A 23,440-nucleotide genomic window follows, 5' to 3' on the forward strand; every position below is an offset into this window, starting at 1 on the left:
AGGGTGCCGATCCTCGTCGTACCGACCACTGCCGTTCACCGATCGTTTCTCGCGGCCTGGGACGAGCTCGGTCCGGATCATGAACGGTGGATGGGTGCGCGGTCGATCGCCGGCGCCGAGGAGGAGTGGACCCGCGCCCAGGCGGCGGACCCCGCCGAGTTCGCCCGGCTGGTCGACGCGATCAGGACGGAGGCCGAGGAGGAGACCGAACTGGCGGCCGGCCTCGTGCACCAGACCGTGCTGTGGTTCGTGGACGGCGTCGAGTTCCTCGGCCGGCTCTCGATCCGCCACGACCTGACCCCGGCGCTCACCGAGGTCGGCGGGCACATCGGGTACTGCGTCCGCCCGTCGGCCCGTCGGCACGGGTACGCGACCCAGATGCTCACCCAGTCCCTCCCGATCGCCGGCGCTCTCGGCATCGAGCCGGCCCTGGTCACCTGCGACCTGGACAATGCCGGATCGCGCAAGGTGATCGAGTCAGCTGGTGGCGAACTGGAAGACGAACGACACGGAAAGCTGCGCTTCTGGGTGCCGACACACGTCGTTTGATGACCTATCGTCGGGCGGTATGAAGGTCGCCATCCTGACGCGTGAGTTTCCTCCGGACGTGTACGGCGGGGCCGGGGTGCACGTGGACTTCCTGGTCCGCGAACTGCGCCGGCTGATCGACGTCGACGTCCATTGCATGGGCGAGCCCCGGAAAGGTGCGACCGCGCATTCCGAGGACGACCCGCGGATCCCGACCGCGAACGCGGCGCTGCGCATCCTGTCCACCGACCTGACCATGACCGCGGCGGTCGGCGAGGCGGACCTGGTGCACTCCCACACCTGGTACGCGAACATGGCGGGGCACTGGGCCAAGCTGCTGTACGACGTACCGCATGTGGTGACCGCGCACTCGCTGGAGCCGCGGCGCCCGTGGAAGGCCGAGCAACTCGGTGGCGGGTACCGGCTGTCCAGCTGGGCCGAGCGGACCTCGTACGAGGCGGCCGATGCGGTCGTCGCGGTGAGCCGCGGAATGCGGACCGACGTACTGGAGTGCTATCCGTCGATCGACCCGGCCAAGGTGCACGTGATCTCGAACGGGATCGACGCGGACTTCTACCGGCCGGATCCGTCGACGCACGTGCTCGAGCGGCTCGGCGTCGACCTGAACCGTCCGTACGTGACGTTCGTCGGCCGGATCACCCGGCAGAAGGGCGTGCCGCACCTGCTCCGCGCGGGGCTGCGTCTGAACCCGTCGGTGCAGCTCGTGCTGCTGGCCGGCGCGGCCGACACGGTCGAGCTGAAGGCGGAGACCGACGCGCTGATCGACGACCTGAAGCTGGCCCGCGACGGCGTGTTCGTGGTCTCCGAGATGCTGCCGCGGGAGGAGGTCCGGCAGGTGCTGACGCACGCGCTGGCGTTCTGCTGCCCGTCGATCTACGAGCCGCTCGGCATCGTCAACCTGGAGGCGATGGCGTGTGAGACCGCGGTCGTGGCGAGCGCGGTCGGCGGCATTCCGGAGGTCGTCGACGACGGCGTGACCGGCATCCTGGTCCCGTACGACGAGAACGACCCGGACACCTTCGAACGCGGTCTCGCGGACGGGATCAACGCACTGGTCGACGATCCTTCTCGAGCTGACGCGATGGGTAAGGCCGGGCGGGAACGCGCGGTGTCCGAGTTCGGCTGGGATGCTGTCGCGCAGCGCACCGTCGAGCTGTACAACAGCCTGCTTGGGTAGGGAAAACTCCACCCTGGGTTCGGGGCATCGCACCATTCTGCGCGCGCGTCGGCGGCGGTTGGGTTGAGGTATGACTTCTCGCCTGACCAAAACCGTCGCCGCCACCCTCGCGACCGCTGCCCTACTCACGTTCCCGTTGTCCGCGTTCGGCGCGGTCCACCAGCCGACACTCTCCGAGGCCGCCGTCTCCAGCGTGCATGCGCCGCGTGGCGCGCTGGTCTCGGCCACGCCGATCGCGCAGCTGACGGCGGCTCAACTGGACGCGGCAGCCGTCGACTTCCCGGGCACACCACGGGCGGCGTACGGCGTCACGGCGTACCGCTTGATCTACCGGACGGTCGACACACACGGGCGGCCGACGACGGCGAGCGGGATCGTCGTGCTGCCGGACGGGCGCCGGGGCGCGCTGACCGTCGCGGAGTACCTGCACGGGACGAACGCGACCAAGGCGTGGGCCGCATCGGTCGACGACACGTCGACGGATCGGCTGATCCCCGCACTGTTCGCAGGTCAGGGGCTGGTCGGCGTGGCACCGGACTACCTCGGCCTGGGACTCGGGCCGGGCCGGCATCCCTACATCGACACGAAGACCGAGACCTCGGCGTCGGCCGATCTGCTGCTCGCGGCACGGACCCTCGCCGCCAAGCACGGAGTCGCGCTGAAGCGGGACGTGCTGGTGACCGGGTTCTCGCAGGGCGGGCGTGCATCGCTGGCGCTCGGACGCGCGCTCAGCCGCGGCGAGGTCGGGCCGTTCCGGCTCGGCGAGATCCGGGCCGTCGCGGGGCCGTACGACCTGGTCGGCGAGGAGCTCCCGGCAGTGTTCGACGGGCGCGTCCTCCCGCAGACCGCGACCTTCTACCTCGGGTACTTCGTGACCGCGTGGAACCGGACCGTCGGCCTGTACGACGACCCGCGCGAGGCGTTCCAAGCGCCGTACGCGTCGACCATCGAGGGCCTGTTCGACGGCTCGCACACCTTCGAGGAGATCGTGGCCGGGCTACCGGACTCGCCGGAGAAGCTGTTCACGCCGGAGTTCGCCGCGAAGCTCGAGCATCCGAGCGGACGATTCCTCCGGGCCCTCCAGGCAGCCGATCAGATCTGCCGAGACTGGACGCCGCGCGTGCCGGTCCACCTCTACAACGGGACGAAGGACACCGACGTGGTCGCCTCCAACGCCGACTCGTGCGCGGCCTCCCTGCACAAGCGCGGCGCGGACGTGACGGTGCATTCGATGGGCGCCGTCGACCATTTCGGTACGGCGTTCGCGGCGTACCCGGAAATCATTCGGGCCTACGCCCGCTGGGCCTGACGCTCCGCTCGGACACCTCGCTCGACGCAGCCTGTGTCCTGTCAGTCCCAGGAACAGCGAGGCACTCCCTGTTCCGCGCGCGCCGACGAACAGTGGAGACATGACGAAATCAACCATCACCCTCGCCGAGGACCTGACCATCACCCGGATGGGGTACGGCGCGATGCAACTCGCCGGCCCAGGCGTCTTCGGCCCGCCCAAGGACCGCGACCAGGCGATCGCCGTACTGCGGGAGGCCGTCGCACTCGGCGTCACCCACATCGACACCAGCGACTTCTACGGGCCGACCGTGGTCAACGAAATCATCAAGGAGGCGCTGCACCCGTACCCGGAGGACCTGGTCCTGGTCACCAAGGTCGGCGCCCGGCGCGGCGACGACGCCAGCTGGATCCCGGACCTCGCACCGGACGCGCTGCGCGCCCAGGTCCACGACAACCTCGAGCACCTCGGCCTCGACGTCCTCGACGTGGTCAACCTCCGCAGCATGGCGCACGAAGGCCACAGCGAGGAGTCGATCGCGGAGTCGTTCACCACGCTGGTCGAGCTCCAGCAGCAGGGCCTCATCAAGCACCTCGGCCTGAGCAGCGTGACGATCCCGCAGATCCGTGAGGCGCAGGCGATCGCGCCGATCGTGACCATCCAGAACCTGTACAACCTGGTGAACCGCGATGACGACGACGTGGTCGAGTACGCCGCAGAGCACAACATCGCGTTCGCGTCGTTCTTCCCGCTCGGCGGATTCACCCCGCTGCAGTCCGAGACGCTGGCGAAGGTCGCGGCCCGTCTGGACGCCACCCCGCAGCAGGTCGCCCTCGCGTGGCTCCTTCAGCGGTCCGCGACCAGCGTCGTCATCCCCGGTACGTCGTCAGTCGCCCATCTGCGCGAGAACGTCGCCGCCCGCGACCTCGTCCTCCCCGCCGACGCCGTCACCGAACTCGACGCGATCGGCGCCTGACGCCCCCTTTCCGGAACATTTCTTCCGCCTGGCGCCACAAATGTTCCGGAAAGCTAGTGGAGTTCGCGCTGGAGCATCTGGATGAGGGCGTCGACGTCGGCCTCGACCATGGGTTCGCCGGTCATGCCCATCCGGTGCAGCAGCGTGCCGATGACGACGTCGATGAAGAACAGGACGCGCTGCTCGGACAGACCGAGCGACTCGGTGAGCACCTGCCGGTACGGGTCCTGGAGCTGCGTGGACAGGATCTCGCGCAGACCAGGATCACCGATCGCGTCGGTGAACACCCCGGCGAACGCCGCCGCGACCCCAGGCTCCGCGATCCGCCGCGCGCCGAAGCGGACCGCGGCGGCCATATCCTCCTCGAGGGCGTGGCCGACCAGTGGCAGCGGGCCGAAGGCGTCCACCAGGCAGGCGGTGACGAGCGCACCTTTGGACGGCCAGCGCCGGTAGATCGTGGTCTTCGCGATCCCGGCCGCCGCGGCGATCCGGTCGACCGTGGCCCGGGTGTACCCGAGCTCGTGCACCGTCCGCAGCGTCGCCGCGAACACCTCCGCGTCGACGCTGGAACGGGGCCGGCCGGGCGGTCGCGTCGTGGAAGCCATCGGCACAGCATAGCGAGTTATGCTACCGTCGGTATCGATACTAGTCGTAGCGAAACCAGCAACGTCAGGACGATGCCCGATGCTCAAGACCGCCGCCACCACCACGCACCAGCCTCCGCTCGGCATCCGGCTGGTGTACTCCCTGCGTAAGGAACCCGACTACCTGACGATGTCGCCTGCGGACCTCGTGAAGTTCGGCGAGACCCAGAGCCGCATCGTCAACTCCCGCCTCGCCCGCCTCATCACCGGCCGCCCGCACCCAGACGTCACGATCGACTGGCAACAGATCCCGCTCGCGGACCGCACGATCCGCGTCCGGGTGCATCGCCCGAGGCACGCAGGAGCGCGCAAGCTTCCGCTCGTACTTCACGTGCACGGCGGCGGCTACACCGGGACCGCGGTGCAATGCGACTGGATCAACAGCCACATCGCCGCTCGGGCGTCGGCGGTGGTCGTGTCCGTCGAGCATCGGCTCATGAACCACGAGACCCCACTCGCGGCGATCGTCGACGACGGTTGGGACGTCCTACGGTACGTCTTCCAGCACGCCGCCGATTGGGGAATCGATCCGTCCCGGGTGGCCGTCGCCGGCGAGAGCGCAGGCTCGATGGTGGCGGCCCTCTCCGCGCTGCGAGCGCGCGACACGGGCCTCTCGCTGCGGGCCCAGGTGCTCATCAACCCGTGCGTCGACGTGACCTCGACGGCACTCGACTACGAGTCCGCGACCCAGTACGCCGACACCCCGACGCTCACCCGAGCCGGAATCGAGTTCTTCCGGCATCTCGCCGTACCGGAAGGAACCGATCCGCGCCCGCTCTCACCCCGGTACGCCGACCTGAGCGGGCTGCCTCCAACGCTCGTGGTGATCCCGGCCCTCGACCCGGTCGCAGACCACGGCCGCGTGTACGCCGACGAACTCCGAGCCGCAGGCACCACCGTCCAAGTCAGCGAGTACTCCAAGGCCGGCCACGCCTTCATCAGCCTCCCCGGCCTCGTCCCCCAAGCCAAACCAGCCCGCAACCGAATCATCGACTTCCTCTGCACCCAGTTCCGCTAGTGGGTCCACCCACCAGATGCAGGGTTTACGTCCGAGATCCCGACCGCCAACCCTGCATCTCGGACGCCAACCCACCAAAGGCGGGGGACCGCGAGAGCACGAACGGTTCGGCGGCCGGCGTCGGCGTCAGCCGGCTAGTGGGGTACGGCGGGCGCGGGCGAACGCCTGCCGGACGCGCATCGCCGTACGGGCTGGATGCTCGAGGTCTGCCCAGGTGATCCGGACGATCTCCAGCCCCAGGGCCCGGAGCCGGTCCTCCCGCAGCTTCTCGCGGATCAGCGCCTCACGTGTCCCCTCCCCGTACTTCGCCAGGCCGTCGAACTCGACGACGGTGTTGTGCTCGGGGAAATAGAAGTCCACCCGTCCGACGAAGCCGTCGGCATCCGCGAACTCTGCCTGCAGCACCGAAACCGGCAGACCCTCGTTGTGCATGAGGACCCGCAGCCGGGTCTCGCCGACGGACTCGGCCTGAGGATCGGCGAAGTCGAGCACCGCGCGAATCCCGGGGCCGCCCGGCCAGTTGTGCGTGACCTCGCGCAGCCGGAGCAGGTCGTCCGCACTCACCTCCGATCGCCGGAACGCCGCATCGGCACTGACAACCGCCGCCTCGAACGACGACGAACCGGCCACCTCGACCACGGCCCGGGTCAACGCGGTCACGGCGAGTCCGGCGACGACCGTCACGTCCGAGGCGCCGAGCCTCGACCGGTGGTGACGCACACCGGTCTTCGGCCCGCTCCGCATGCCGGCTGTACGCGTCAGCTGGACCTCGGACAGATTGGCCTGCCAGACCGGTACGCCGTGCATGACCAGTGCGGAGTGGTGACTCACGACCGCGGATCCCGGGCACATGGAGTTCACTGCGGCGTGGACCAGGCGCCGGTGACGGAGGAGCTCGCGTTCCCAGGCCGGCAGGTCGCGCATGTCCGGGCGCTCGGCGTACTGCCCATACCGAACCCGCTCCCACCGCCCGTCGCCCAACCGTCGACTGATCTGCTCCCGGGTGTAACCGGCGCTCATCGCCTGCGCTCTGCTGACCACACCGCCCTGCCCGGCCGCGATCGTCTTCAGTCGAGGATTCACCCCACCAGCATCAGTCCCCGGCCCACTCCCCCGCTGCCCCATCACGCCACTCTGTGGATAACCCTCTCGTGGGTGCACCCATCAGATGCTGGGTTTGCGTCCGAGATCCGGGGCGCAAACCCTGCATCTCGGACGCCAACCCACCAGAGGCGGGTCAGCCGATGCCGGACGTCGGGGTGTCGGAGGATAGCCAGGTGCTGAGGAGGCGGGCGCCGGCGCCGGTTGCGCCGGCGGAGTACTCGTAGCGGTCGGCCGGGGACTCGGCGATCGACGACAGGTCGAGGTGGGCCCACGGGAGGTCGCCCGCGAAGGCCTTCAGGAACAGGGCCGCGGTGATCGAGCCCGGGCCCTTCGAGCTGTTCACCGAGTCGGCGATCGGCGTCGAGATCAGGTCCTCGTACTCGGCCGGCAGCGGCATCCGCCACAGTTCCTCGCCGGACACCCGGCCGGCGTCCGCGAGGTTGTCCGCCAGCGCGTCGTCGGTCGCGAACATCCCGCCGTACAGCATCGCGCCGAGCGACACCTTGATCGCGCCGGTCAGCGTGGCGATGTCGACGAGTACGTCGGGCTTCAGCTCCTGCACGGCGTACGCGAGCCCGTCGGCGAGCACCAGACGGCCCTCGGCGTCGGTGTTCTTCACCTCGGTGGTGCGGCCGCCGAAGTGCCGGATCACGTCGTCCGGGCGGTACGCCGTACCGGACGGCATGTTCTCCGCGGCGCAGATCAGGCCGGTCACGCGAACGTTCGCACCGAGGTCGCGCAGCGCCGACAGCGTCGCGATCACGGAGCCGCCGCCGGTCATGTCGCGCTTCATCGACACCATGCCCTCGCGCGGCTTCAGCGACAGGCCGCCGGTGTCGTAGGTGATCCCCTTGCCGACGAGCACGACGTACGGCGTCTTCTTGGTCGCGCCCTTGGGCACATAGTCGAGGCGGATGAGCCGCGGCGGGCGGGTCGAGCCCTGGCCGACCGCGAGGATGCCGCCGAAGCCGTCGGCGGCGAGCTTCTTCTCGTCCCAGACCGTCACCTCGAGACCGGTCGCGGCGGCCACCTCGGTCGCGCGGGCGGCCAGCCAGGACGGGTCCTTCTCGTTCGACGGGGTGATCGCGAGCTGCCTCGCCAGCCAGCCGGTGCGCCCGATCACGACACCACGGTCGATCACCGGCTGCCGCGTGTCCGCCGATCCGTCGGTCAGCGTGACGGTGCCGACGGCAGGCTTGCCCGCGTCGACCGTCTTCTGCGTGTACGAGAACGAGCCGAGCACGACGCCCTCGGCGAGTGCCTGCAGCGCCGCGTCATCGATGCCCTCGGCAACGACAGTGGTGAGCTCGTCCTTGCCGCGACCGAACCGCGCGATCGCCGCACCGGCGTGTCGCAGCTCCTTGGCGCTCCCGCCACCGGCCCCGACCAGCAGGATCTCGGTCACGTCACCGGTCAGCAGCGGGTACGCCGCGGTCGCACCGGCGGACGGGGCGAACCCGGTCGCGCGCTGCACCTCGAGCAGCCGGTCGAGGTCGACGCCGAGCCGCTCTCCGGCTTCCTTCGCGGCGGCCGGCAGACCGTCCTCGTCACCGACGACGACAACCCACGTCGACGACCCGTGCACCGGCAGACCCGGCTGCCACGCGACGACCGGAAGACTGGGAAAAGGAGACGAACTGCTGCGGCGAGCCACTGGGTCGAACCTCACTGTTTGATCAGATAGAAGCTTGTGTGCGGGGTCAGCGTTCCGTGCTTCAGCTCCGGTGTCCAGGTAGGTGGATCGCAAGGCGGAGAAGCAGCCTCGATGCGGGGTTTCATCGTGGCTGCTTCTCCAACGCGGCGAGGTGCCTGCCTGGGCGCCGGAGATGGAGTGCGGGGCGGTGGCCCCGCACACCGAAACCGTAACGACCCCGGCCGGTGCCGCAAAGAGGCACCCACCGGGGTCGGAGTGATAGGCAGGGGGCGACCAGACCCCCTGGAGGATGTGATCAGCCGACGACGGCCTTCAGTGCGTTGCCGAGCTCGGTCGCTTCGTCGGCGTTGAGCTCGACGACGAGCCGACCGCCGCCCTCGAGCGGAACCCGCATCACGATCCCGCGGCCCTCCTTGGTGACCTCGAGCGGACCATCGCCCGTCCGCGGCTTCATCGCCGCCATGCGCGCACCCCTTCCCAGTGTCGGTGTTGAGCGACGACACCGCGCGGGGGACCGTAGCCGGCGCCGTTGCGGTGATGCGCCGTCGGCGCGTATCGCAGTGTGTATCGAACCCCATTATTCCCGATCCCGGGCCAGAGCCGTGCACCATACGGCAGACTCGAGTCTTGTGCACGCCCGTTCAGCCCTCTTCGACCTGTACGGCGACCACCTGCGCGCGCGAGGTGCGCAGGCTCCGGTCGCGGCTCTCGTCCGACTGCTCGCACCGCTCGGGGTCCACCCGCCGGCGGTCCGGACCGCCGTCTCCCGGATGGTCCGGCAGGGCTGGCTGGAGCCTGCCCGGATCGACGGCCAGCCCGGGTACGCGCTGACGTCCCGGGCGCGTCGCCGCCTCGACGACGCCGCCGTACGCATCTACCGGACCGCGCCGGACGGCACGCCGGTCGCGACCGGTTCCGAGGGGCCGGGCGACTGGGACCGGCACTGGCACCTGGGCATTCTCCGCGAGGTCCCGAACGCCCGGCGCCGCGAGCAGCTGGCGAGCCAACTCTCCTTTCTGGGTTGGGCTCCGCTGTCCGACGGCGCCTGGGTCGGGCTGCGCAACGACGCCGAGGTGGACCAGATCCTCGGCGTGGAGGGGATCGCCGCGGACCGGTTCCGCGCCCCGGTCGACGACGGCGCGGTCGAGTTCGCCCGGCGGGTCTGGAAACTCGACGAGCTCGGCGCGTCGTACGACGCCTGGCTGATCGAGGCGAAGGCCCTCGTGGACGCCGCCGGAGCGGAGACGGGCGACGAGCAGGCGTTCGCCGTACGGTCGGAGCTGGTGCACGAGTGGCGCAAGTTCCTGTTCCTGGATCCGGGGCTTCCGGACGAGTTGCTGCCGACTGACTGGGCGGGGACGAAGGCGGCCGCTTTCTTCGATTTCCATGCGGAACGATTGGGCCCCGCGGCCGGGCGTTTCGTCGACGACTGCCTGACATCGCACTGAAAATTTCACTGACAGTCAAGGAGCTGACCACGATGAGTGATCCCGCCCACAATGCAGTCACGTACGCCGTAGGTGCGGGTGTCGCGACTATCACGCTGAACCGGCCGGACGCGATGAACGCACTCGACACGCCGACCAAGGTGCTGCTCCGCGACACGGTCCTGGCCGCCGCCGAGGACCCGGCCGTGCGGGTCGTTGTCCTGACCGGAACCGGCCGGGCGTTCTGTGTCGGGCAGGACCTGAAGGAGCACATCGGGCTGCTGCAGGCGAACGACCAGGCCGCGCTGTGGAGCACGGTGCCGGACCACTTCGCGCCGATCGCACTGGCGCTGGCCGAGATGCCGAAGCCGGTGATCGCGGCGGTCAACGGCGTGGCGGCCGGGGCCGGCGCGTCGATGGCGTTCGCGTGCGACTTCCGGGTCGTCGCCGACACCGCGGGCTTCAACCTCGCCTTCACCGGCATCGCGCTGTCGTGCGACACCGGCATCTCCTGGACGCTCCCCAGGCTGATCGGCCACGCGAAGGCCCTCGAACTGCTCTACTTCCCGCGCACCGTCCCCGCCGCCGAATCCCTCGACCTCGGCCTGGCCACCTCGGTCGTCCCCGCCGCAGACCTGGAGGCCGCGGTCTCGGAGCTGGCCGCCAAACTCGCGGCAGGCCCCACGGTCGCGTACGGCGCCGTCCGCCAGTCCCTCGGCTACTCCGCGAGCCACACGCTCGCCGAGGCCCTGGTCTTCGAGGCCGGCAAAATGCAACTCACCGGCTCCACCGAAGACCACCACAACGCGGTGGCCTCCTTCGTAGCCAAACAAAAACCCACCTTCACCGGCCGCTGACTCGCAGGCTCTTGTAATCGTTTACGTAAGCGATTACAACCTGACGTGTGAGGAAACTGCTGCTGCCTGTCCTGACCGCTGCCACGCTGGTCGGGAGTCTCGTCGTACCTGGGTCCACTGCCGCGCCGACCGCCGAGCCGGGGGTCATCAAGCCCGCCTCGGTGCGGTCGGCGACGCTCGGTGAGGACATCGACTACAACGTCTACCTGCCGGCTGGGTACGACGCGTCGGACCGGCGCTACCCGGTCATCTACCTGCTGCACGGGCGCGGCGACTCGATGAGCGCCTGGACGCAGGTCAAGAGCCGGCTGGACGAGTTGATCGGGAGCGGCGAGATCCCGCCGACGATCGCGATCATGCCGGACGCGCCGTGGAGCAGCCGGGCCAGCTGGTACGTCGACTCGGCCTATCAAGGCTCCGATCCGGGACGGCCCGTCGAGACCGCGTTCTTCAAGGATCTCGTGCCGCAGATCGACGCGACGTACCGCACGATCGCGGACCGCACCGGCCGCGCGATCGCCGGCTACTCGATGGGCGGCGCCGGCGCACTCCGCTACTCCCTCGCGCATCCGGAGGTGTTCGGCGCGGCGATCGCCCTCAGCCCGGCCGTGTACTTCCCGCTGCCGCCGAGCGATTCGAGCACCCGCGATTTCGGTGCCTTCGGCAAAGGTAAGGACCCGTTCGTCGAGTCGACGTACCTGAAGCTGAACTGGCCGACCACGCTGAAGTCGTTCGCAGCGACCGGGCTGCAGTCGCACCTCTTCCTCGCGGTCGGCGACGACGAGTACAAGAATCCGAAGCCGATCGACGCCACTCACGACCTCGACTTCGAGACGCATGTGGTGTTCAACCAGGCGGCGCGGGTGCCGACCCTGACGTCGGAGTTCCGGGTCGTCGATGGTGGGCACGACTGGGACGTCTGGGGCCCGACGTTCGCCGAAGGCGCGAAGTACATCTTCCAGTACCTCGGCAAGCCGCCGGCCACGCCGATGCAGGCCGCGATGACCGGTACGGCGGGTGACGACCGCGCCGGCGGGATCGCAACAGATGCCTCAGGCAACGTTTATCAGGCGATCGCAGCGGCGGGCGCACTGGACGGGCAGCCGTACGCCGGCGGCACGGATGTCGCGCTGATCAAGTACCGCGCCGACGGGTCGCGGGAGTGGACGCGTTCGCTGGGGACCCCTGGGACGGAACGCGCGTACGGCGTTGCTGTGGACGCGGACGGGCGGGTCGTGGTGACCGGCTACACCAACGGCGATCTGGACGGCACACATGCGGGGAACGCCACGGACGATGCGTTCGCGGCGCAGTACGACGCTGACGGGAATCGCCGCTGGCTGACGCAGTTCGGCGTACCGGGGGTGGCGGATCGGAGCTACTCGGTGGCGGTCGACGGGACCGCGGTGTACGTCGGCGGCTACACGAAGGGCGCTCTGGGCGGGGCGAACCAGGGCGACAAGGACGTGTTTGTTGCGCGGCTCGATGCGGACGGGAAGCAGGTGTGGTTGCGGCAGACCGGCAGCACGGGCGAGGACAAGGGCATGTCCGTCGCGGTCTCGGACGGCGCGATCTACCTGGCCGGCATGACAGCCGGCGAACTCGGTACGTCGGCCGGCGGGATCGACGGGTTCCTCGCGCGCTACTCGCCCAACGGCGATCCGGTGTGGACGAAGCAGTTCGGCACCGCTGCGTCCGACGAGGTGTGGGGCGTTGCGCCGGATCCTTTGGGTGGGGTCTATCTGACCGGTTACACCGCGGGCGATTTCGCGCGCACGTTGATCGGCGACAAGGACATCCTGGTCGCTCGCGCCGACGCAGACGGCGTACTGACGTGGCGGGATCAGTTCGGCACGACCGGCAACGACAAGGGCGCCGCGGTGGCAGTAGATCCGAGCGGTTCCGTGTACGTCGGCGGGTTCACGGACGGATCGTTGGAGACACCACTGGGCAAGTTCGACGGCGTACTCACGAAGTACTCGCCCGACCACGCGCGCACCTGGACGCGACAGTTCGGTACGGCCGACGACGACGCGGCAGATGCTTACGCCGAAGCGAATCTGTACCTCACCACGACCTCCGCCGGCACCCAACTGTCCGGTTTGTCCGGAACGGATGTGTTCCGGACAACCTTCACCACGGACGGCACGAACAGGCTGCCGTAGAACGTTTGGTGGGCTCCACGACCGTGTTCCGGCCGGGCGAGTCACGGCCGGACAACCACCTGACAGTCGGGGAGCCCGCTGAACACCACATCACGTTCAGTGCCCGAAGCACAACTCGTTCAGGCGTTTGTCTTTTGTTTCCGCCAAAGTTCCTTTTGCATCTGCAAAAGGCGTCTGCACGTGCACGCAGATTACCGGGCTATACAGGTCTTCAAGTGGTCGTTGACGATGCCGGTGGCCTGCATCAACGCGTACGCCGTGGTGGGTCCGACGAAGACGAAACCCTTCTTCTTCAAGGCCTTCGACATCGCCACGGACTCCGGTGTCGTGGCCGGTACGTCGGCCAGCGTCTTCGGGGCCGTGTGCTTCGCGGGCCGGAACGACCACAGCAAGTCGGTGAACTCACCTTCGGCCAGGTCGAGCAGCGCGCGGGCGTTGGAGATCGTCGCGTTGACCTTCAACCGGTTGCGGACGATCCCCGGATCGGCCATCAGCCGGTCGAAATCCGCGTCGTCGTACTTCGCGATCGTCGCCGGATCGAACTGCGCGAACGCGGCGCGGAAGTTCTCGCGCTTGCGCAGGATCGTGATCCACGACAGCCCCGACTGGAACCCCTCGAGGGTCATCCGCTCGAACAGTGCGACATCGGAGCGGATCTCCTTGCCCCACTCGGTGTCGTGATACTCGACGTACTCCGGTGCGGACGTCGCCCATCCGCAGCGCGGCTGCCCGTCCGGTCCGACGACCGTCATGCTCCTGCCTCCTTGACCAGCCGGCGGAGCGAGATCCGCATCATCGTTTCGAACGCCGGGCGCACCACCGGCCACGCGAACGCACCCAGGCGACCGAGCGGCGGTACGACGTCCTCGGACCAGGTGAACGTGATGCCTGAGATCGACGTACCGCGGTCGACGCCACCTCTCGGCTCGATCGCGAACGTCCCGGTGCCGCGGACAATCTTGCCGAGGTGTTTCACCGTGCACTCGCGCGGTGGATCCCAGTGAGTGATGACCATGTCGTCAGTGAACCCGACGCCACCGACAGAAGTCCGCGCCGCGACTCCCCCGCCGATGCCGACGCCGTCGTTCCCGGTGCTCCAGACGCGGGTGAACAGCATCCAGCGGGACTGGCGCTCCCAGTCCATCACCACGTCCCAGGCTTCCTCGGGCGCCAGCCGCAACTCGACCGACGCCTCCGCGTGACAGCTCTTGGTCGCGTCCATCAGCTGGGGCGCTGATACGCCCCTTCACCCTGCTGGTCCGCCGGCGGCCAAAACCGCCACCCTTCCTCGCCTTCATCCCCCGCCGCCCCATTGACCCCACCCTGCGGCGCCCCCGAAACCTGCTGCTGCCCCTGAGCCTGCTCCGGCTCTTGGGCCCGCTGTTCCTGGACCTGCTGCTCACCCTGCGGCTGCTGCTGGGCGTGCGGCTCCTGTGTCGCGGTGGCGCGCTCGTCCGGCGCCTGCTCGGCCTGCGTGTGCGGTGCGGCTGCGGGCTCGTCCGACGTCTGCTCAGGCGGCTGTGAAGTCCAGTGCTGCGGCTGAGAGGAGGCCTGCGGTGGCTGCTGCGGCTGCTGCGGCTGCTGGAGTCGCAGTGGCTGTTGCGGCTGCGACGTCCAGTGCGCGGTGGGTGGCTCGGCGGGAGGTTCTGCGGGGGCCGGGTCCGACTGCTGCTGTTGGTTGTGCTGAGCGGGAGGCTGCTGATGCGGAGCCGGCGTACGGCGTGAGATTACCGGTTGGGACTGGGCTTCCAGTACGGCGCGGGCCTCGGCCTGCAGGCGCTCGTACTCCTCGGCAGCCGCATGGACCGCCCGCGGCAACTCAGTCGTCTCCGGCTCGTCGTCCTCCTCCTCGACCCCCGACGAAGATGCACCTGAACCGGCAGACTCAGTGGATCCGGCAGACTCCGCGGACTCGGCGGACTGGTCCGCCGGGCCGGTCCGGGCGACGGGATCGGGACCGCCGACCAGAATCGGCGGCTGCGTTCCGGTGTCCTCGAACTCGGCCGGGTCGTACGGACGCGAGCTGAACCCGTGCCCGTCCGGCGCCTCGACGATCGGGGCGACAGCACGCTCGAGGTCGGCGATCCGGCGGTCGCGTTCGGCGACCTCCTTCGCGACCCGTTCCAGCAGCGTGTCGACCTCGTCCATCCGGTAGCCGCGCACCCCGACCGCGAACCGCGCCGACTCGATATCGGTCGACGTGAGCGCCTGCCGCGCCGGCACGGTCATGTCGGGCCGGTCGTCGTACGCCGTGCTCATGGCACCCCAACGACCCGAGGCCACTACCGCGACAGCCCCGATCAACAGCACCACGATCAGCCCGAAGAACCACATCACGGGACCGATCGTGCCATGCCGGGCGAGTCAACCGCGAAAGTCCCCAGGATTTCAGCTCCCGTCCGAGCCCAGGCGGTGGGCCCGTCGGGCCGGGTCGTTCGCCGCGTCGACGTCGCGTGCGGCTTCCTGGGCGGCTTCCTCAGCTGCCTCGTCGGCCAGTTCGCCCGCCTTGACGATGTAGCTGATCGCCTCGTCGACGTCGTCGGTGACGACGAACATCTCCAGGTCGGCGGCCGAGATCTTCCCGTCCTCGAGCATCGTCGTACGGAGCCACTCGACCAGCCCGCCCCAGTACGACGTACCGAACAGGACGACCGGGAACGACGTGACCTTCCGGGTCTGCGCCAGCGTGAGCGCCTCGAACATCTCGTCCAGCGTGCCGAACCCGCCCGGCATCACCACGAACCCCTGGGCGTACTTCACGAACATCGTCTTCCGGGTGAAGAAGTACCGGAAGTTCATCCCGATGTCGACCCACTCGTTCATGCCGTTCTCGAAGGGCAGCTCGATACCGAGCCCGACCGACACCCCGCCGGCCTCGGACGCGCCCTTGTTCGCGGCCTCCATCACGCCCGGTCCGCCGCCGGTGATCACGGCGTACCCGGCCTCGACCAGCTTCCGCCCGAACTCCTCCGCGGCGGCGTACATCGGGTCGTCCACCTTGGTCCGCGCCGACCCGAACACGCTGATCGCGGCGCCGAGTTCGGCCAGCATCCCGAAGCCCTCGATGAACTCCGACTGGATCCGCAGCACCCGCCAGGGGTCGGTGTGCACCCAGTCCGACGGCCCGCGGCTGTCCAGCAGCCGCTGCTCGGACGTGGACTGCTGCACCTGGTTACGCCGCATCACGATCGGCCCGCGCTGCTGGTGGCCGACCACACGGTCGGGGTTGATCGATGGTTCTGACATGCGTCCAGGTTATTGCCTGACCGGTAACCGGGCGCGTTCAGGCGCGGTCTGTCAACCAACTCCTCAGCCGCTGTTCACACAGCTCGATGTCGGCCTCGGGCACGAACTCGTCCTGCTTGTGCGCGTACAGCGGGTCCCCCGGCCCGTAGTTCACCGCCGGTACGCCGAGCAGTGTGAACCGCGCCACGTCCGTCCACCCGAACTTCGGCTGCGGCTCCCCGCCCACCACCTGCAGGAACGCCGCCGCGGCCGGCCGCTCGAGCCCCGGGAGTCCACCCGGCGCGGAGTCCGTCACGGTCACGTCGTACCCCTCGAAGACCTCACGCAGGTGCGCCTCGGCCTCCGCCTCGGACCGGTTCGGCGCGAAGCGGTAGTTGATCGTCACCGTGCACAGATCCGGTACGACGTTGCCGGCGACACCGCCCGTGATCGCGACCGCGTTGAGCCCCTCGCGGTACTCGAGCCCGTCGATCGGCACCCGCCGCGGCTCGTACGCCGCCAGTCGCGCGAGCACCCCGCCCGCGCTGTGGATCGCGTTGCTGCCCATCCACGAGCGGGCCGAGTGCGCCCGCTCGCCGCGGGTGGTGACCTCGATCCGCATCGTGCCCTGGCAGCCGGCCTCGACGACCGCGTTCGACGGCTCCATCACGACCGCGAACACGCCCTCGAGCAGCTCGGGGTTGGAGCGGGTCAGCTTGAACAGACCGTTCCGCTCGGCCTCGATCTCCTCGCAGTCGTAGAACACGTACGTGATGTCCCGGTTCGGCTCGTCGAGGGTCGCGGCGAGCCGGAGCCCGACCGCGACGCCGCCCTTCATGTCGCACGCCCCAAGGCCGTGGATCAGGCCGTCCTCGCGGCGGGCCGGGAGGTTGTCGTTGAGCGGCACGGTGTCGAGGTGACCGGCGAGGACGACCCGCTCGGCGCGGCCGAGGTCGGTGCGGGCGACGACGGTGTTGCCGTGCCGGAAGACCTTCAGATGCGGGTACGCCGAGAGCGCCGCCTCGACCTTGTCCGCGAGTTCCTCCTCCGTCCCGCTGACCGAGGAGACGTTCACCAGCGCCTCGGTCAGATCCGGCCCGGATACGGTCAGGTCCAGCTTGGTCATGGGGCCTCCCGGCCTGGACTGAGGAGTGGAGGGAGCGAAGCGACCGGAACGACGAGGGAAGGCTGGGAGTTACAGCCCCATGACCCGCCGCGCCGGAGGCGTGACATCAGTAGAGTCATTCAGACTCCTCCGGCGGAAGAAACACACAGAACTCGTTGCCCTCAGGGTCGGCGCAGATGTGCCAGCCGATCTCGTCGTCCTTGGGCCGCAGCAGTGTCGCACCCGCGTCGAGCACGGGCTGCAGGGCGGGTGCGGTGAGATCCCAATGCACGCGGTTCTTCACCGTCTTCGGCTCCGGGACCGGGTTGAAGACCCAGTACCTGAACGGCAGCCCGGGGACGTTCTCGAGCCAGTAGTACGGCCGACCGGGACGGCTCGAGAAGTCGCCGCCGACCACGCCCGCCCACCACCGAGCCTGCGCCTCCGGGTCGGCCGAGTCGACGATGAGTTCCATCAGCCGGTACGCCGGGACCGTCTCGCGGACGAACCCGCAGAACTCACCGCCCTCCGGGTCCGCCATCACCGTCCACTGCTGCGCCTCGGTCTCCGGCGACAGGACCTTCGCTCCGGAGCGTTCGAGATCCGCGATCTCGCCGGTGATCACGTCGAGGTGCACGCGGTTCTTCACCGTCTTCGGCTCCGGGACCGTGCACATCCAGATGGTCTTCTCCGGGACGTCACCGACCAGCACGTTCGGGTTGTCGGCCGGCGGGGTCAGCCCGATCGTCCGTCCCCAGAAGGCAGCCATCCCACTCGGGCTCGCCACGTCCACACACAGGTCCTTGAACCGCGCGACGCTCATACCGCACAGATTATCCGGAGGTCCGCTTCCGGTAGTGGCGGTTGACCCGCTCGCGATTCCCGCAGGCCGGCGAGCACCACGTCTGCCGCGGGTCGTCCTGCAGGAAGTACTTCACACACCGCGCCGCCGGGCAGGCCCGCAGCCGTGCGCGGTCCGGACTCGCCAGGAAGTCGATCGCCGACCGCCCGACCGCCCCGACGAGCAACGCGACCGGATCCTCGGTCCGGTACGCCCATCGCACGCTCGGCTCATCCACCCACTCGAGGTGCGTCGTACCCAATCTGTCCGCTGCCCCATTCACCAGCCGTAGCGCATCCTCGACCGTCATCAACCGCCCGGCATCCGCCTTGCTGGGTTCCCCAGGAGCAACCGCCCGAGCAAACAACGCCCGCACCGCCCGGCGGATCTGCACCAGGTCCTCCTGGAGGTTGGGGAGGATTTCTTCCCGATTCGGGCGCACAAACCTCCCCAACACGTGCGCGACCAGCTGCTCGTGCTCGGTCAGCCAGGCGGCTGCCTCCTCCGGGGTGGAGAGCAGATCCGCGATACCGCCGTGCCCGTCGTGCTTGATCGTGGCAGCTAAAGCGAAGGCGAGCGTGGTCATCTGGTGATACTAATGGGACATTCGATTGATGGCATGTGAATGAAGGAGCTGCTGTGGCCCTGAACGACGTACGCGCGATTGCCGACCGACTGCTCGCCGTGACGGCAGACCTCGACGACGCCACCGCGCGCGCGGGCTCCGGGCTGCCTGGGTGGTCGCGTGGGCACGTGATCACGCACATCGCGAACTTCTCCGAGGCCATGACGCGTCAGGTCGACGAGGCGCTGCAGGGTCGCCTCGTCGAGGTGTACGACGGTGGGCGCCCGGCGCGGGACGCCCAGATCGAGGCCGGCGCCGACCGCCCCGCCGCCGAGCTCCGGTCCCACCTGACGCAGGCCGTCACCACGTTGCTCGCCTCCTGGGACAAGGTCGGCCCGACCGACTGGCCGCTCCCGATCCTGCACCGCAACAGCAACCTCTCCGCAGGCCTGCAGGCCACCTGGCGCGAACTCACCATCCACACCACAGACCTCGACCTCGGCATCACCGCCGCCACCTGGTCCGACGACTTCTGCCTCCACCTACTCGACTTCCTCCGAGCCCGCACGCCCGACAACACCCACCTGATCCTCAAGTCCCCCACCCTCACCTGGGACAACGGCACCGGCGAAGACATCACCCTCGAAGGAACCTTCACCGACCTAACCGCCTGGTACGCCGGCCGCCCAACCCCAGGCCCACTCACAGGCCCCGCACCAGACCTCCTCCCCTGGCCGTAGCAGCGGATCTGCAGCACTCACCAACCCCGACCGCGGACAGTCCAGGAGACGGCGCCGAGCGTGCAACCGCCCACATCACGCCGGTTGGTGAGTGCCTGAGGTCCGCACCAGCTCGATAGAAATCAGCTGCCACCTGCCGCTACACGCCAGGTGACGGTTTCCGGAAAGAATTCTTCGGTGGGTGACGAATTCTTTCCGGAAAGGCGGGGTCAGGTGACGGTGAAGTCGTCTAGTTGGATCCAGGTGTCGGTGTTGGGGGCGTTGAAGCCGGCGTAGACGGTGAGTTCGTGGATGTTGGGTGGGACTTTCACCGTGACCTCGTGGTGTACGTAGCCGGTGCCGGCGCCGAAGGTGGTGTTTGCGAGGTCGGTTGTTCCGGCGCGGACGCCGAAGCGCCCCTGGTCAGCTGGGAGGTTCGCCGATGCGTTGACCCAGGAACCGAACGTGTACGTCGTACCGGGGACAACAGGAACGTTCTGGTACAGCGCGCTCCAGCCCGTACACGTGCAGCGGATCCACCCGTTGTTCGCGCCGGAGTGTGCGAAGCCGAGGCCGCGGTCGACGCCGTTGGCCGCCGTACCTTCGAAGAGCCACGCCGGCTTGCCGGAGCCGGTGCTCTCGAATCCGCCGTCGGCGAGCTGCGACACGTAGCGAACAGCAACCTCAGAAACAGTCGAGTACGAACGCGTCCCGCCGGGCAGCCCGATCACCCGGACCCCGTCGGTCTCCTGCACCGGGAACGTGATCGTGTACGTCGTGTTCGCGCCGGCCGACGCATCGCCCGGGTACGTCGGCGACACGGTCTGCGACCCGACCTCGACCCACTGCCCGCCCTGGCGTACCTGGACCCGCGGCCGTCCGGTGAAGTACCCGCCCTCCGCCGACACGGCCCCGGACGTGAACTCGACGTTGTTCACCTTGTGCCGCGCGGGCCACTCGTACCCCCACCACGACGCACCCTTCACCTCGTCGTCGAAGTCGGATTCGCTCCCGGTGCGAGAGCCGTCGTTCAGCAACGCGAGGCTGCCCGACTTTGTCGACTTAGAGATCGCAACCGCACCACTGGCAGGCGCGGCGAGGTTGTCAGCGCCCGGCAGGTTGTCGGCAGGCGCGTTCGACGAAGGAGTGAGTACCAGCTTGCGCAGATTGAAGTTGTAGACCGACGTACCGATGCCGCCGCCACCGCACGGGCACACGTTCGCCTGCAGGTACATCGTCTTCCCGTCCGGCTGCACGAACTTCGACGGGATCGTCACGCCGTACCCGCCGTACTTCGAGGTCGACCACGGATACCCGCCGAAGTCCTTGCTCATAAAGTGTTTCCACGGCCCCCACGGCGTCGGCGACTCGTAGAACTCGAAGGTGTACTCCGTCCACGACGTGTACACGTACCGCTTCTGCTGGGCCAGATACGTCACGCCGCCCTGACTGATCACGCTCAAGTTGGACGCGTTCGTCCCGTACGTCTGCTCGTACAACCGCCGCTGGTCGTCGAGCACCGGCTTGCGGTCGGCGATCTTCGACGACCACCCGGACCCGGTGTAGAACTTCCACGCGCCCCGGTTCTGCACATCACGCTTGGGCACCCGCGCCAAGAACACCGACTGCGGATCGGCGACCGTGTCGTCGAATGAGTCCCGCCAGTTCCCGTCCAGCCCGTAGGCGTACACATAGCCGTCGGGGGCCGCGGCGCCGCCCTTGCCGAAGTCCGCGAACCAGATCGTCGTGAACACGTGGTCCTTGAACATCGGCTTCGACTTGTCCCACGTCCAGGTCCGGCCGTGGTCGGTCGACTTCAGGATCGTCGCGGCCGGTACGTCGTTGAAGTCCAGCGCGAGGTCCTGTACGGCGAGGTACATCGTGTCGCCGACGCACACCATCCCGGTCGGCTTCCGGTTGTACCCGGCGCCGCTCCAGACGGACCCGACCTGGTCCGCGCGAGAGATCGTTGCCCCGGACAAGTTTCCCGGCGTACCGGTGATCTCGCTGACCGCGATGTCGGCGAAGTCGCCGTCGACGCTGAACCCCTTGCCGTCGCCGTTCGCGGCGTACAGCCTGTCGTTGCCGGCCCAACACGACGGCCACAGGTCGCCGTCACTCTTGCTGGGCGTACCCTTCGACTCCACCTGGGCGGTGCCGATCGCGTTCACAGTGGCGGCCTCCTGCGGGTTCGAGGACTGGGTCAGGAGTGTCGCCGCTCCGAAGACCAGCGGCAGAAGAGCGAGCAAGGCCCCACGCTTCATAGCAGTTCCTTCACTTGAGCCCAGTGGTCCGCTTCCGGGGCAATCGATTTCTCGCAAATGTACGAGTGGCGACCAGGACGGTCAAGGGCACCGGGAGGGCGATGTGAGCGACTCAGGCAATTCCCGCCTGTACGCAAGGGTTTCGACCTGGACGCAGCCGTTGACACCACCCGACCCCGCTGCCTAATCTGCGGAAATCGATTTCTGAGATGAGAGGCACTGGGATGCCAGTTGTGCCGAACCGTGCGTCCGCCCACCGCACGGCCGACGAGCTGTCCAGAGACCTGGTGGCAAGGGGGCTGCAGGCGGCGCGGGACGCCATCGAAACCGAGGCCGCAGCCGTCTCGGCGCTCGCCGACCGCCTGGACGGGGTCTTCCTGGACGTGCTGGTCGCGGTCGCCCGATGCGAAGGTCACCTGGTGGTGACCGGCCTCGGCAAGTCCGGCCTGGTCGGACGAAAGATCGCGGCGACGCTCGCGAGCACCGGTACGCCGGCCACTTTCATCCACTCCGGCGACGCGTTGCACGGAGACTCCGGCGCGGTGACGTCACGCGATCTCGTCCTGGCATTGTCCGCATCCGGAGAGACGGCCGAGGTGTGCGAGTTCGCCCGGATGTTGCGGGACCGCCAGATCCCGGTGATCGCGATGACCGGACGCGAGGAGTCGACGCTGGCGCAACTGGCGACGTACACGCTGGACACGATGGTTCTCCGCGAGGCGGATCCGTTGAACCTGGCGCCGACCGCGTCGACGACCGCCTCACTCGCGATGGGCGACGCGCTCGCGTGCGCACTCGTCGTACTGCGGGAGTTCAGTCATCACGACTTCGCGCTGTTCCACCCGTCCGGTGCCTTGGGCAAGCGTCTCTCGGAGGACCAGGCATGAATGATGTCTGTGTGCTCGGATCGTTCATGAAGGATCTGGTCGCGTCGGCGGAGCGGCGGCCGTTGCCGGGCGAGACGCTGCACGGCACCGGGTTCGCGGAGTTCCTCGGCGGCAAGGGCGTGAACCAGGCGATCGCGGCGGCGCGGATGGGTGCGCGGACGGCGATCGTCGGGACGATCGGCGAGGACCGGTACGGCGAGGAGTTCCTGGAACTGCTGTCGGCGAACGGGGTCGACACCTCGTGGGTCGTGCGGCACCCGTCGCTCGGCACCGGGGTCGGACTGCCGCTGGTGCTGCCGGACGGCGGAAACTCGATCATCATCGTGTCCCGCGCGAACGCGGCGATCACCGCGCTGGACGTCGAGGCGGCAACGGGCGTACTGACCGCGAGCAAGGTGCTGAGCGTGCAACTCGAGCTCCCGGTCGAGGCGAGCCACACCGCCCTCCGGCTCGCCTCGGCCGCGGGCGTCACCACGATCCTGACACCGGCCCCGGTCGGACCGGTCGACCCGGTACTGGCGTCGTACGTCGACATCCTGGTGCCGAACGAGGTGGAGGCCGCTGCGCTCACCGGACTGGACTGCGAGGACGAGTCACAGGTGCCGATGATCGCGCGCAAACTCGCCGAGGACTGGGACCTGCGGGCCTGCGTGGTGACGCTCGGGGCTCGAGGCGCCTATGTCCTGGACCGGGTCGGTGGGTTCGAGGAGCGGATCAGCGCCCACGAGGTCGACACCGTCGACACGGTCGGCGCCGGCGACGCGTTCTGCGGTTCGCTGGCCGCGTCGCTCGCGGACGGGGCCGAACTGGTGGACGCCGTACGACTGGCGAACGCGGCAGGCGCCCTGTCCACCACGGTGAACGGCGCCGCCGACTCCGCCCCTTCACACGCCGCAGCGCTGGCACTTCTGGATGGAGCGCCGGCGACACCATGAGATCCTTTGGTGCGGATCGGAGTTAGAGTGCGATCCAGAC

23 protein-coding genes are annotated in these 23,440 nt (G+C 68.7%); 11 read left to right on the forward strand and 12 right to left on the reverse strand.

The features are described from left to right. Window positions 1-3 precede the first annotated feature (3 nt). The 4 genes from OHB24_RS02060 to OHB24_RS02075 all read left to right on the forward strand — a co-directional run bounded on the left by OHB24_RS02060 (window position 4) and on the right by OHB24_RS02075 (window position 3,990). A complete protein-coding gene (locus OHB24_RS02060) occupies window positions 4-549 on the forward strand; it encodes a GNAT family N-acetyltransferase (RefSeq protein WP_327637199.1) in 546 nt (181 codons plus the stop codon). A gap of 19 nt (window positions 550-568) precedes the next feature. After that, window positions 569-1,726, forward strand: a complete 1,158-nt coding sequence (gene glgA / locus OHB24_RS02065) for a glycogen synthase (protein WP_327637200.1) — start codon at window positions 569-571, stop codon at window positions 1,724-1,726. Between the two features lie 70 nt (window positions 1,727-1,796). After that, entirely contained in the window at window positions 1,797-3,035 is a 1,239-nt protein-coding gene (locus tag OHB24_RS02070; protein WP_327637201.1) for a hypothetical protein, read from the forward strand. A gap of 100 nt (window positions 3,036-3,135) precedes the next feature. Continuing rightward, complete coding sequence (locus tag OHB24_RS02075; RefSeq protein ID WP_327637202.1) at window positions 3,136-3,990, forward strand: oxidoreductase; 855 nt, start codon at window positions 3,136-3,138, stop codon at window positions 3,988-3,990. A 53-nt stretch (window positions 3,991-4,043) separates the two neighbouring features. Here the strand turns inward: OHB24_RS02075 and OHB24_RS02080 are convergent, their stop codons facing one another. Next, a complete protein-coding gene (locus tag OHB24_RS02080) occupies window positions 4,044-4,595 on the reverse strand; it encodes a TetR/AcrR family transcriptional regulator (RefSeq protein ID WP_327637203.1) in 552 nt (183 codons plus the stop codon). Between the two features lie 79 nt (window positions 4,596-4,674). Here OHB24_RS02080 and OHB24_RS02085 point away from each other — a divergent pair, with 79 nt between their 5' ends. Continuing rightward, entirely contained in the window at window positions 4,675-5,652 is a 978-nt protein-coding gene (locus OHB24_RS02085; protein ID WP_327637204.1) for an alpha/beta hydrolase, read from the forward strand. Window positions 5,653-5,778: 126 nt separating this feature from the next. On the opposite strand, the gene OHB24_RS02090 is transcribed toward OHB24_RS02085, so the two are convergent. The 3 genes from OHB24_RS02090 to OHB24_RS02100 all read right to left on the reverse strand — a co-directional run bounded on the left by OHB24_RS02090 (window position 5,779) and on the right by OHB24_RS02100 (window position 8,873). Next, window positions 5,779-6,735 (reverse strand): type IV toxin-antitoxin system AbiEi family antitoxin domain-containing protein, encoded by a 957-nt coding sequence (locus tag OHB24_RS02090; protein ID WP_327637205.1) that lies wholly within the window; start codon window positions 6,733-6,735, stop codon window positions 5,779-5,781. A gap of 154 nt (window positions 6,736-6,889) precedes the next feature. After that, window positions 6,890-8,410, reverse strand: a complete 1,521-nt coding sequence (locus OHB24_RS02095) for a leucyl aminopeptidase family protein (RefSeq protein ID WP_327637206.1) — start codon at window positions 8,408-8,410, stop codon at window positions 6,890-6,892. Between the two features lie 295 nt (window positions 8,411-8,705). Continuing rightward, complete coding sequence (locus OHB24_RS02100) at window positions 8,706-8,873, reverse strand: DUF3117 domain-containing protein (RefSeq protein WP_012923066.1); 168 nt, start codon at window positions 8,871-8,873, stop codon at window positions 8,706-8,708. Window positions 8,874-9,039: 166 nt separating this feature from the next. Between OHB24_RS02100 and OHB24_RS02105 the strand changes: the two genes are divergently transcribed. Genes OHB24_RS02105 through OHB24_RS02115 form a run of 3 tightly spaced genes read left to right on the forward strand, consistent with a single transcriptional unit; the run spans window position 9,040 to window position 12,859 of the window. Further along, window positions 9,040-9,858 carry a PaaX family transcriptional regulator gene (locus tag OHB24_RS02105; protein ID WP_327637207.1) on the forward strand — a complete coding sequence of 273 codons (819 nt, stop codon included), beginning with the start codon at window positions 9,040-9,042 and terminating at the stop codon, window positions 9,856-9,858. Window positions 9,859-9,890: 32 nt separating this feature from the next. Next, window positions 9,891-10,694, forward strand: a complete 804-nt coding sequence (locus OHB24_RS02110; RefSeq protein ID WP_327637208.1) for an enoyl-CoA hydratase/isomerase family protein — start codon at window positions 9,891-9,893, stop codon at window positions 10,692-10,694. Window positions 10,695-10,741: 47 nt separating this feature from the next. After that, window positions 10,742-12,859 (forward strand): alpha/beta hydrolase-fold protein, encoded by a 2,118-nt coding sequence (locus OHB24_RS02115; protein WP_327637209.1) that lies wholly within the window; start codon window positions 10,742-10,744, stop codon window positions 12,857-12,859. Window positions 12,860-13,050: 191 nt separating this feature from the next. On the opposite strand, the gene OHB24_RS02120 is transcribed toward OHB24_RS02115, so the two are convergent. The 7 genes from OHB24_RS02120 to OHB24_RS02150 form a co-directional block, all read right to left on the reverse strand. Further along, a complete protein-coding gene (locus OHB24_RS02120; protein ID WP_327637210.1) occupies window positions 13,051-13,611 on the reverse strand; it encodes a DNA-3-methyladenine glycosylase I in 561 nt (186 codons plus the stop codon). Beyond that, window positions 13,608-14,081: an SRPBCC family protein gene (locus tag OHB24_RS02125; RefSeq protein WP_327637211.1), complete on the reverse strand. Its 474-nt coding sequence runs from the start codon at window positions 14,079-14,081 to the stop codon at window positions 13,608-13,610. Before OHB24_RS02125 ends, OHB24_RS02120 begins: the two co-directional genes overlap by 4 nt. After that, window positions 14,081-15,193, reverse strand: a complete 1,113-nt coding sequence (locus OHB24_RS02130; protein ID WP_327641002.1) for a DivIVA domain-containing protein — start codon at window positions 15,191-15,193, stop codon at window positions 14,081-14,083. The genes OHB24_RS02125 and OHB24_RS02130 overlap by 1 nt, the downstream gene beginning before the upstream one ends. Before the next feature lie 54 nt (window positions 15,194-15,247). After that, window positions 15,248-16,042, reverse strand: a complete 795-nt coding sequence (locus OHB24_RS02135) for a TIGR00730 family Rossman fold protein (protein ID WP_442913981.1) — start codon at window positions 16,040-16,042, stop codon at window positions 15,248-15,250. Between the two features lie 100 nt (window positions 16,043-16,142). Next, window positions 16,143-17,210, reverse strand: a complete 1,068-nt coding sequence (gene dapE / locus OHB24_RS02140) for a succinyl-diaminopimelate desuccinylase (protein ID WP_327637213.1) — start codon at window positions 17,208-17,210, stop codon at window positions 16,143-16,145. 115 nt (window positions 17,211-17,325) lie between these two features. Beyond that, window positions 17,326-18,012, reverse strand: coding sequence for a VOC family protein (locus OHB24_RS02145; protein WP_327637214.1), 687 nt, complete (start codon window positions 18,010-18,012; stop codon window positions 17,326-17,328). A 10-nt stretch (window positions 18,013-18,022) separates the two neighbouring features. Continuing rightward, a complete protein-coding gene (locus OHB24_RS02150) occupies window positions 18,023-18,616 on the reverse strand; it encodes a CGNR zinc finger domain-containing protein (protein ID WP_327637215.1) in 594 nt (197 codons plus the stop codon). A 53-nt stretch (window positions 18,617-18,669) separates the two neighbouring features. Between OHB24_RS02150 and OHB24_RS02155 the strand changes: the two genes are divergently transcribed. After that, window positions 18,670-19,335: a maleylpyruvate isomerase family mycothiol-dependent enzyme gene (locus tag OHB24_RS02155; RefSeq protein WP_327637216.1), complete on the forward strand. Its 666-nt coding sequence runs from the start codon at window positions 18,670-18,672 to the stop codon at window positions 19,333-19,335. Between the two features lie 209 nt (window positions 19,336-19,544). Here OHB24_RS02155 and OHB24_RS02160 read toward each other — a convergent pair whose 3' ends face one another. Then, a complete protein-coding gene (locus tag OHB24_RS02160; protein ID WP_327637217.1) occupies window positions 19,545-21,578 on the reverse strand; it encodes a DUF4185 domain-containing protein in 2,034 nt (677 codons plus the stop codon). Window positions 21,579-21,811: 233 nt separating this feature from the next. Here OHB24_RS02160 and OHB24_RS02165 point away from each other — a divergent pair, with 233 nt between their 5' ends. Both OHB24_RS02165 and OHB24_RS02170 read left to right on the forward strand, forming a co-directional pair. Beyond that, window positions 21,812-22,465 (forward strand): KpsF/GutQ family sugar-phosphate isomerase, encoded by a 654-nt coding sequence (locus tag OHB24_RS02165; protein WP_327637218.1) that lies wholly within the window; start codon window positions 21,812-21,814, stop codon window positions 22,463-22,465. Beyond that, complete coding sequence (locus OHB24_RS02170; RefSeq protein WP_327637219.1) at window positions 22,462-23,400, forward strand: ribokinase; 939 nt, start codon at window positions 22,462-22,464, stop codon at window positions 23,398-23,400. The genes OHB24_RS02165 and OHB24_RS02170 overlap by 4 nt, the downstream gene beginning before the upstream one ends. Window positions 23,401-23,440: the final 40 nt, after the last annotated feature.

The sequence above is a fragment of the Kribbella sp. NBC_00482 genome, assembly GCF_036013725.1.
Lineage (GTDB): Bacteria > Actinomycetota > Actinomycetes > Propionibacteriales > Kribbellaceae > Kribbella.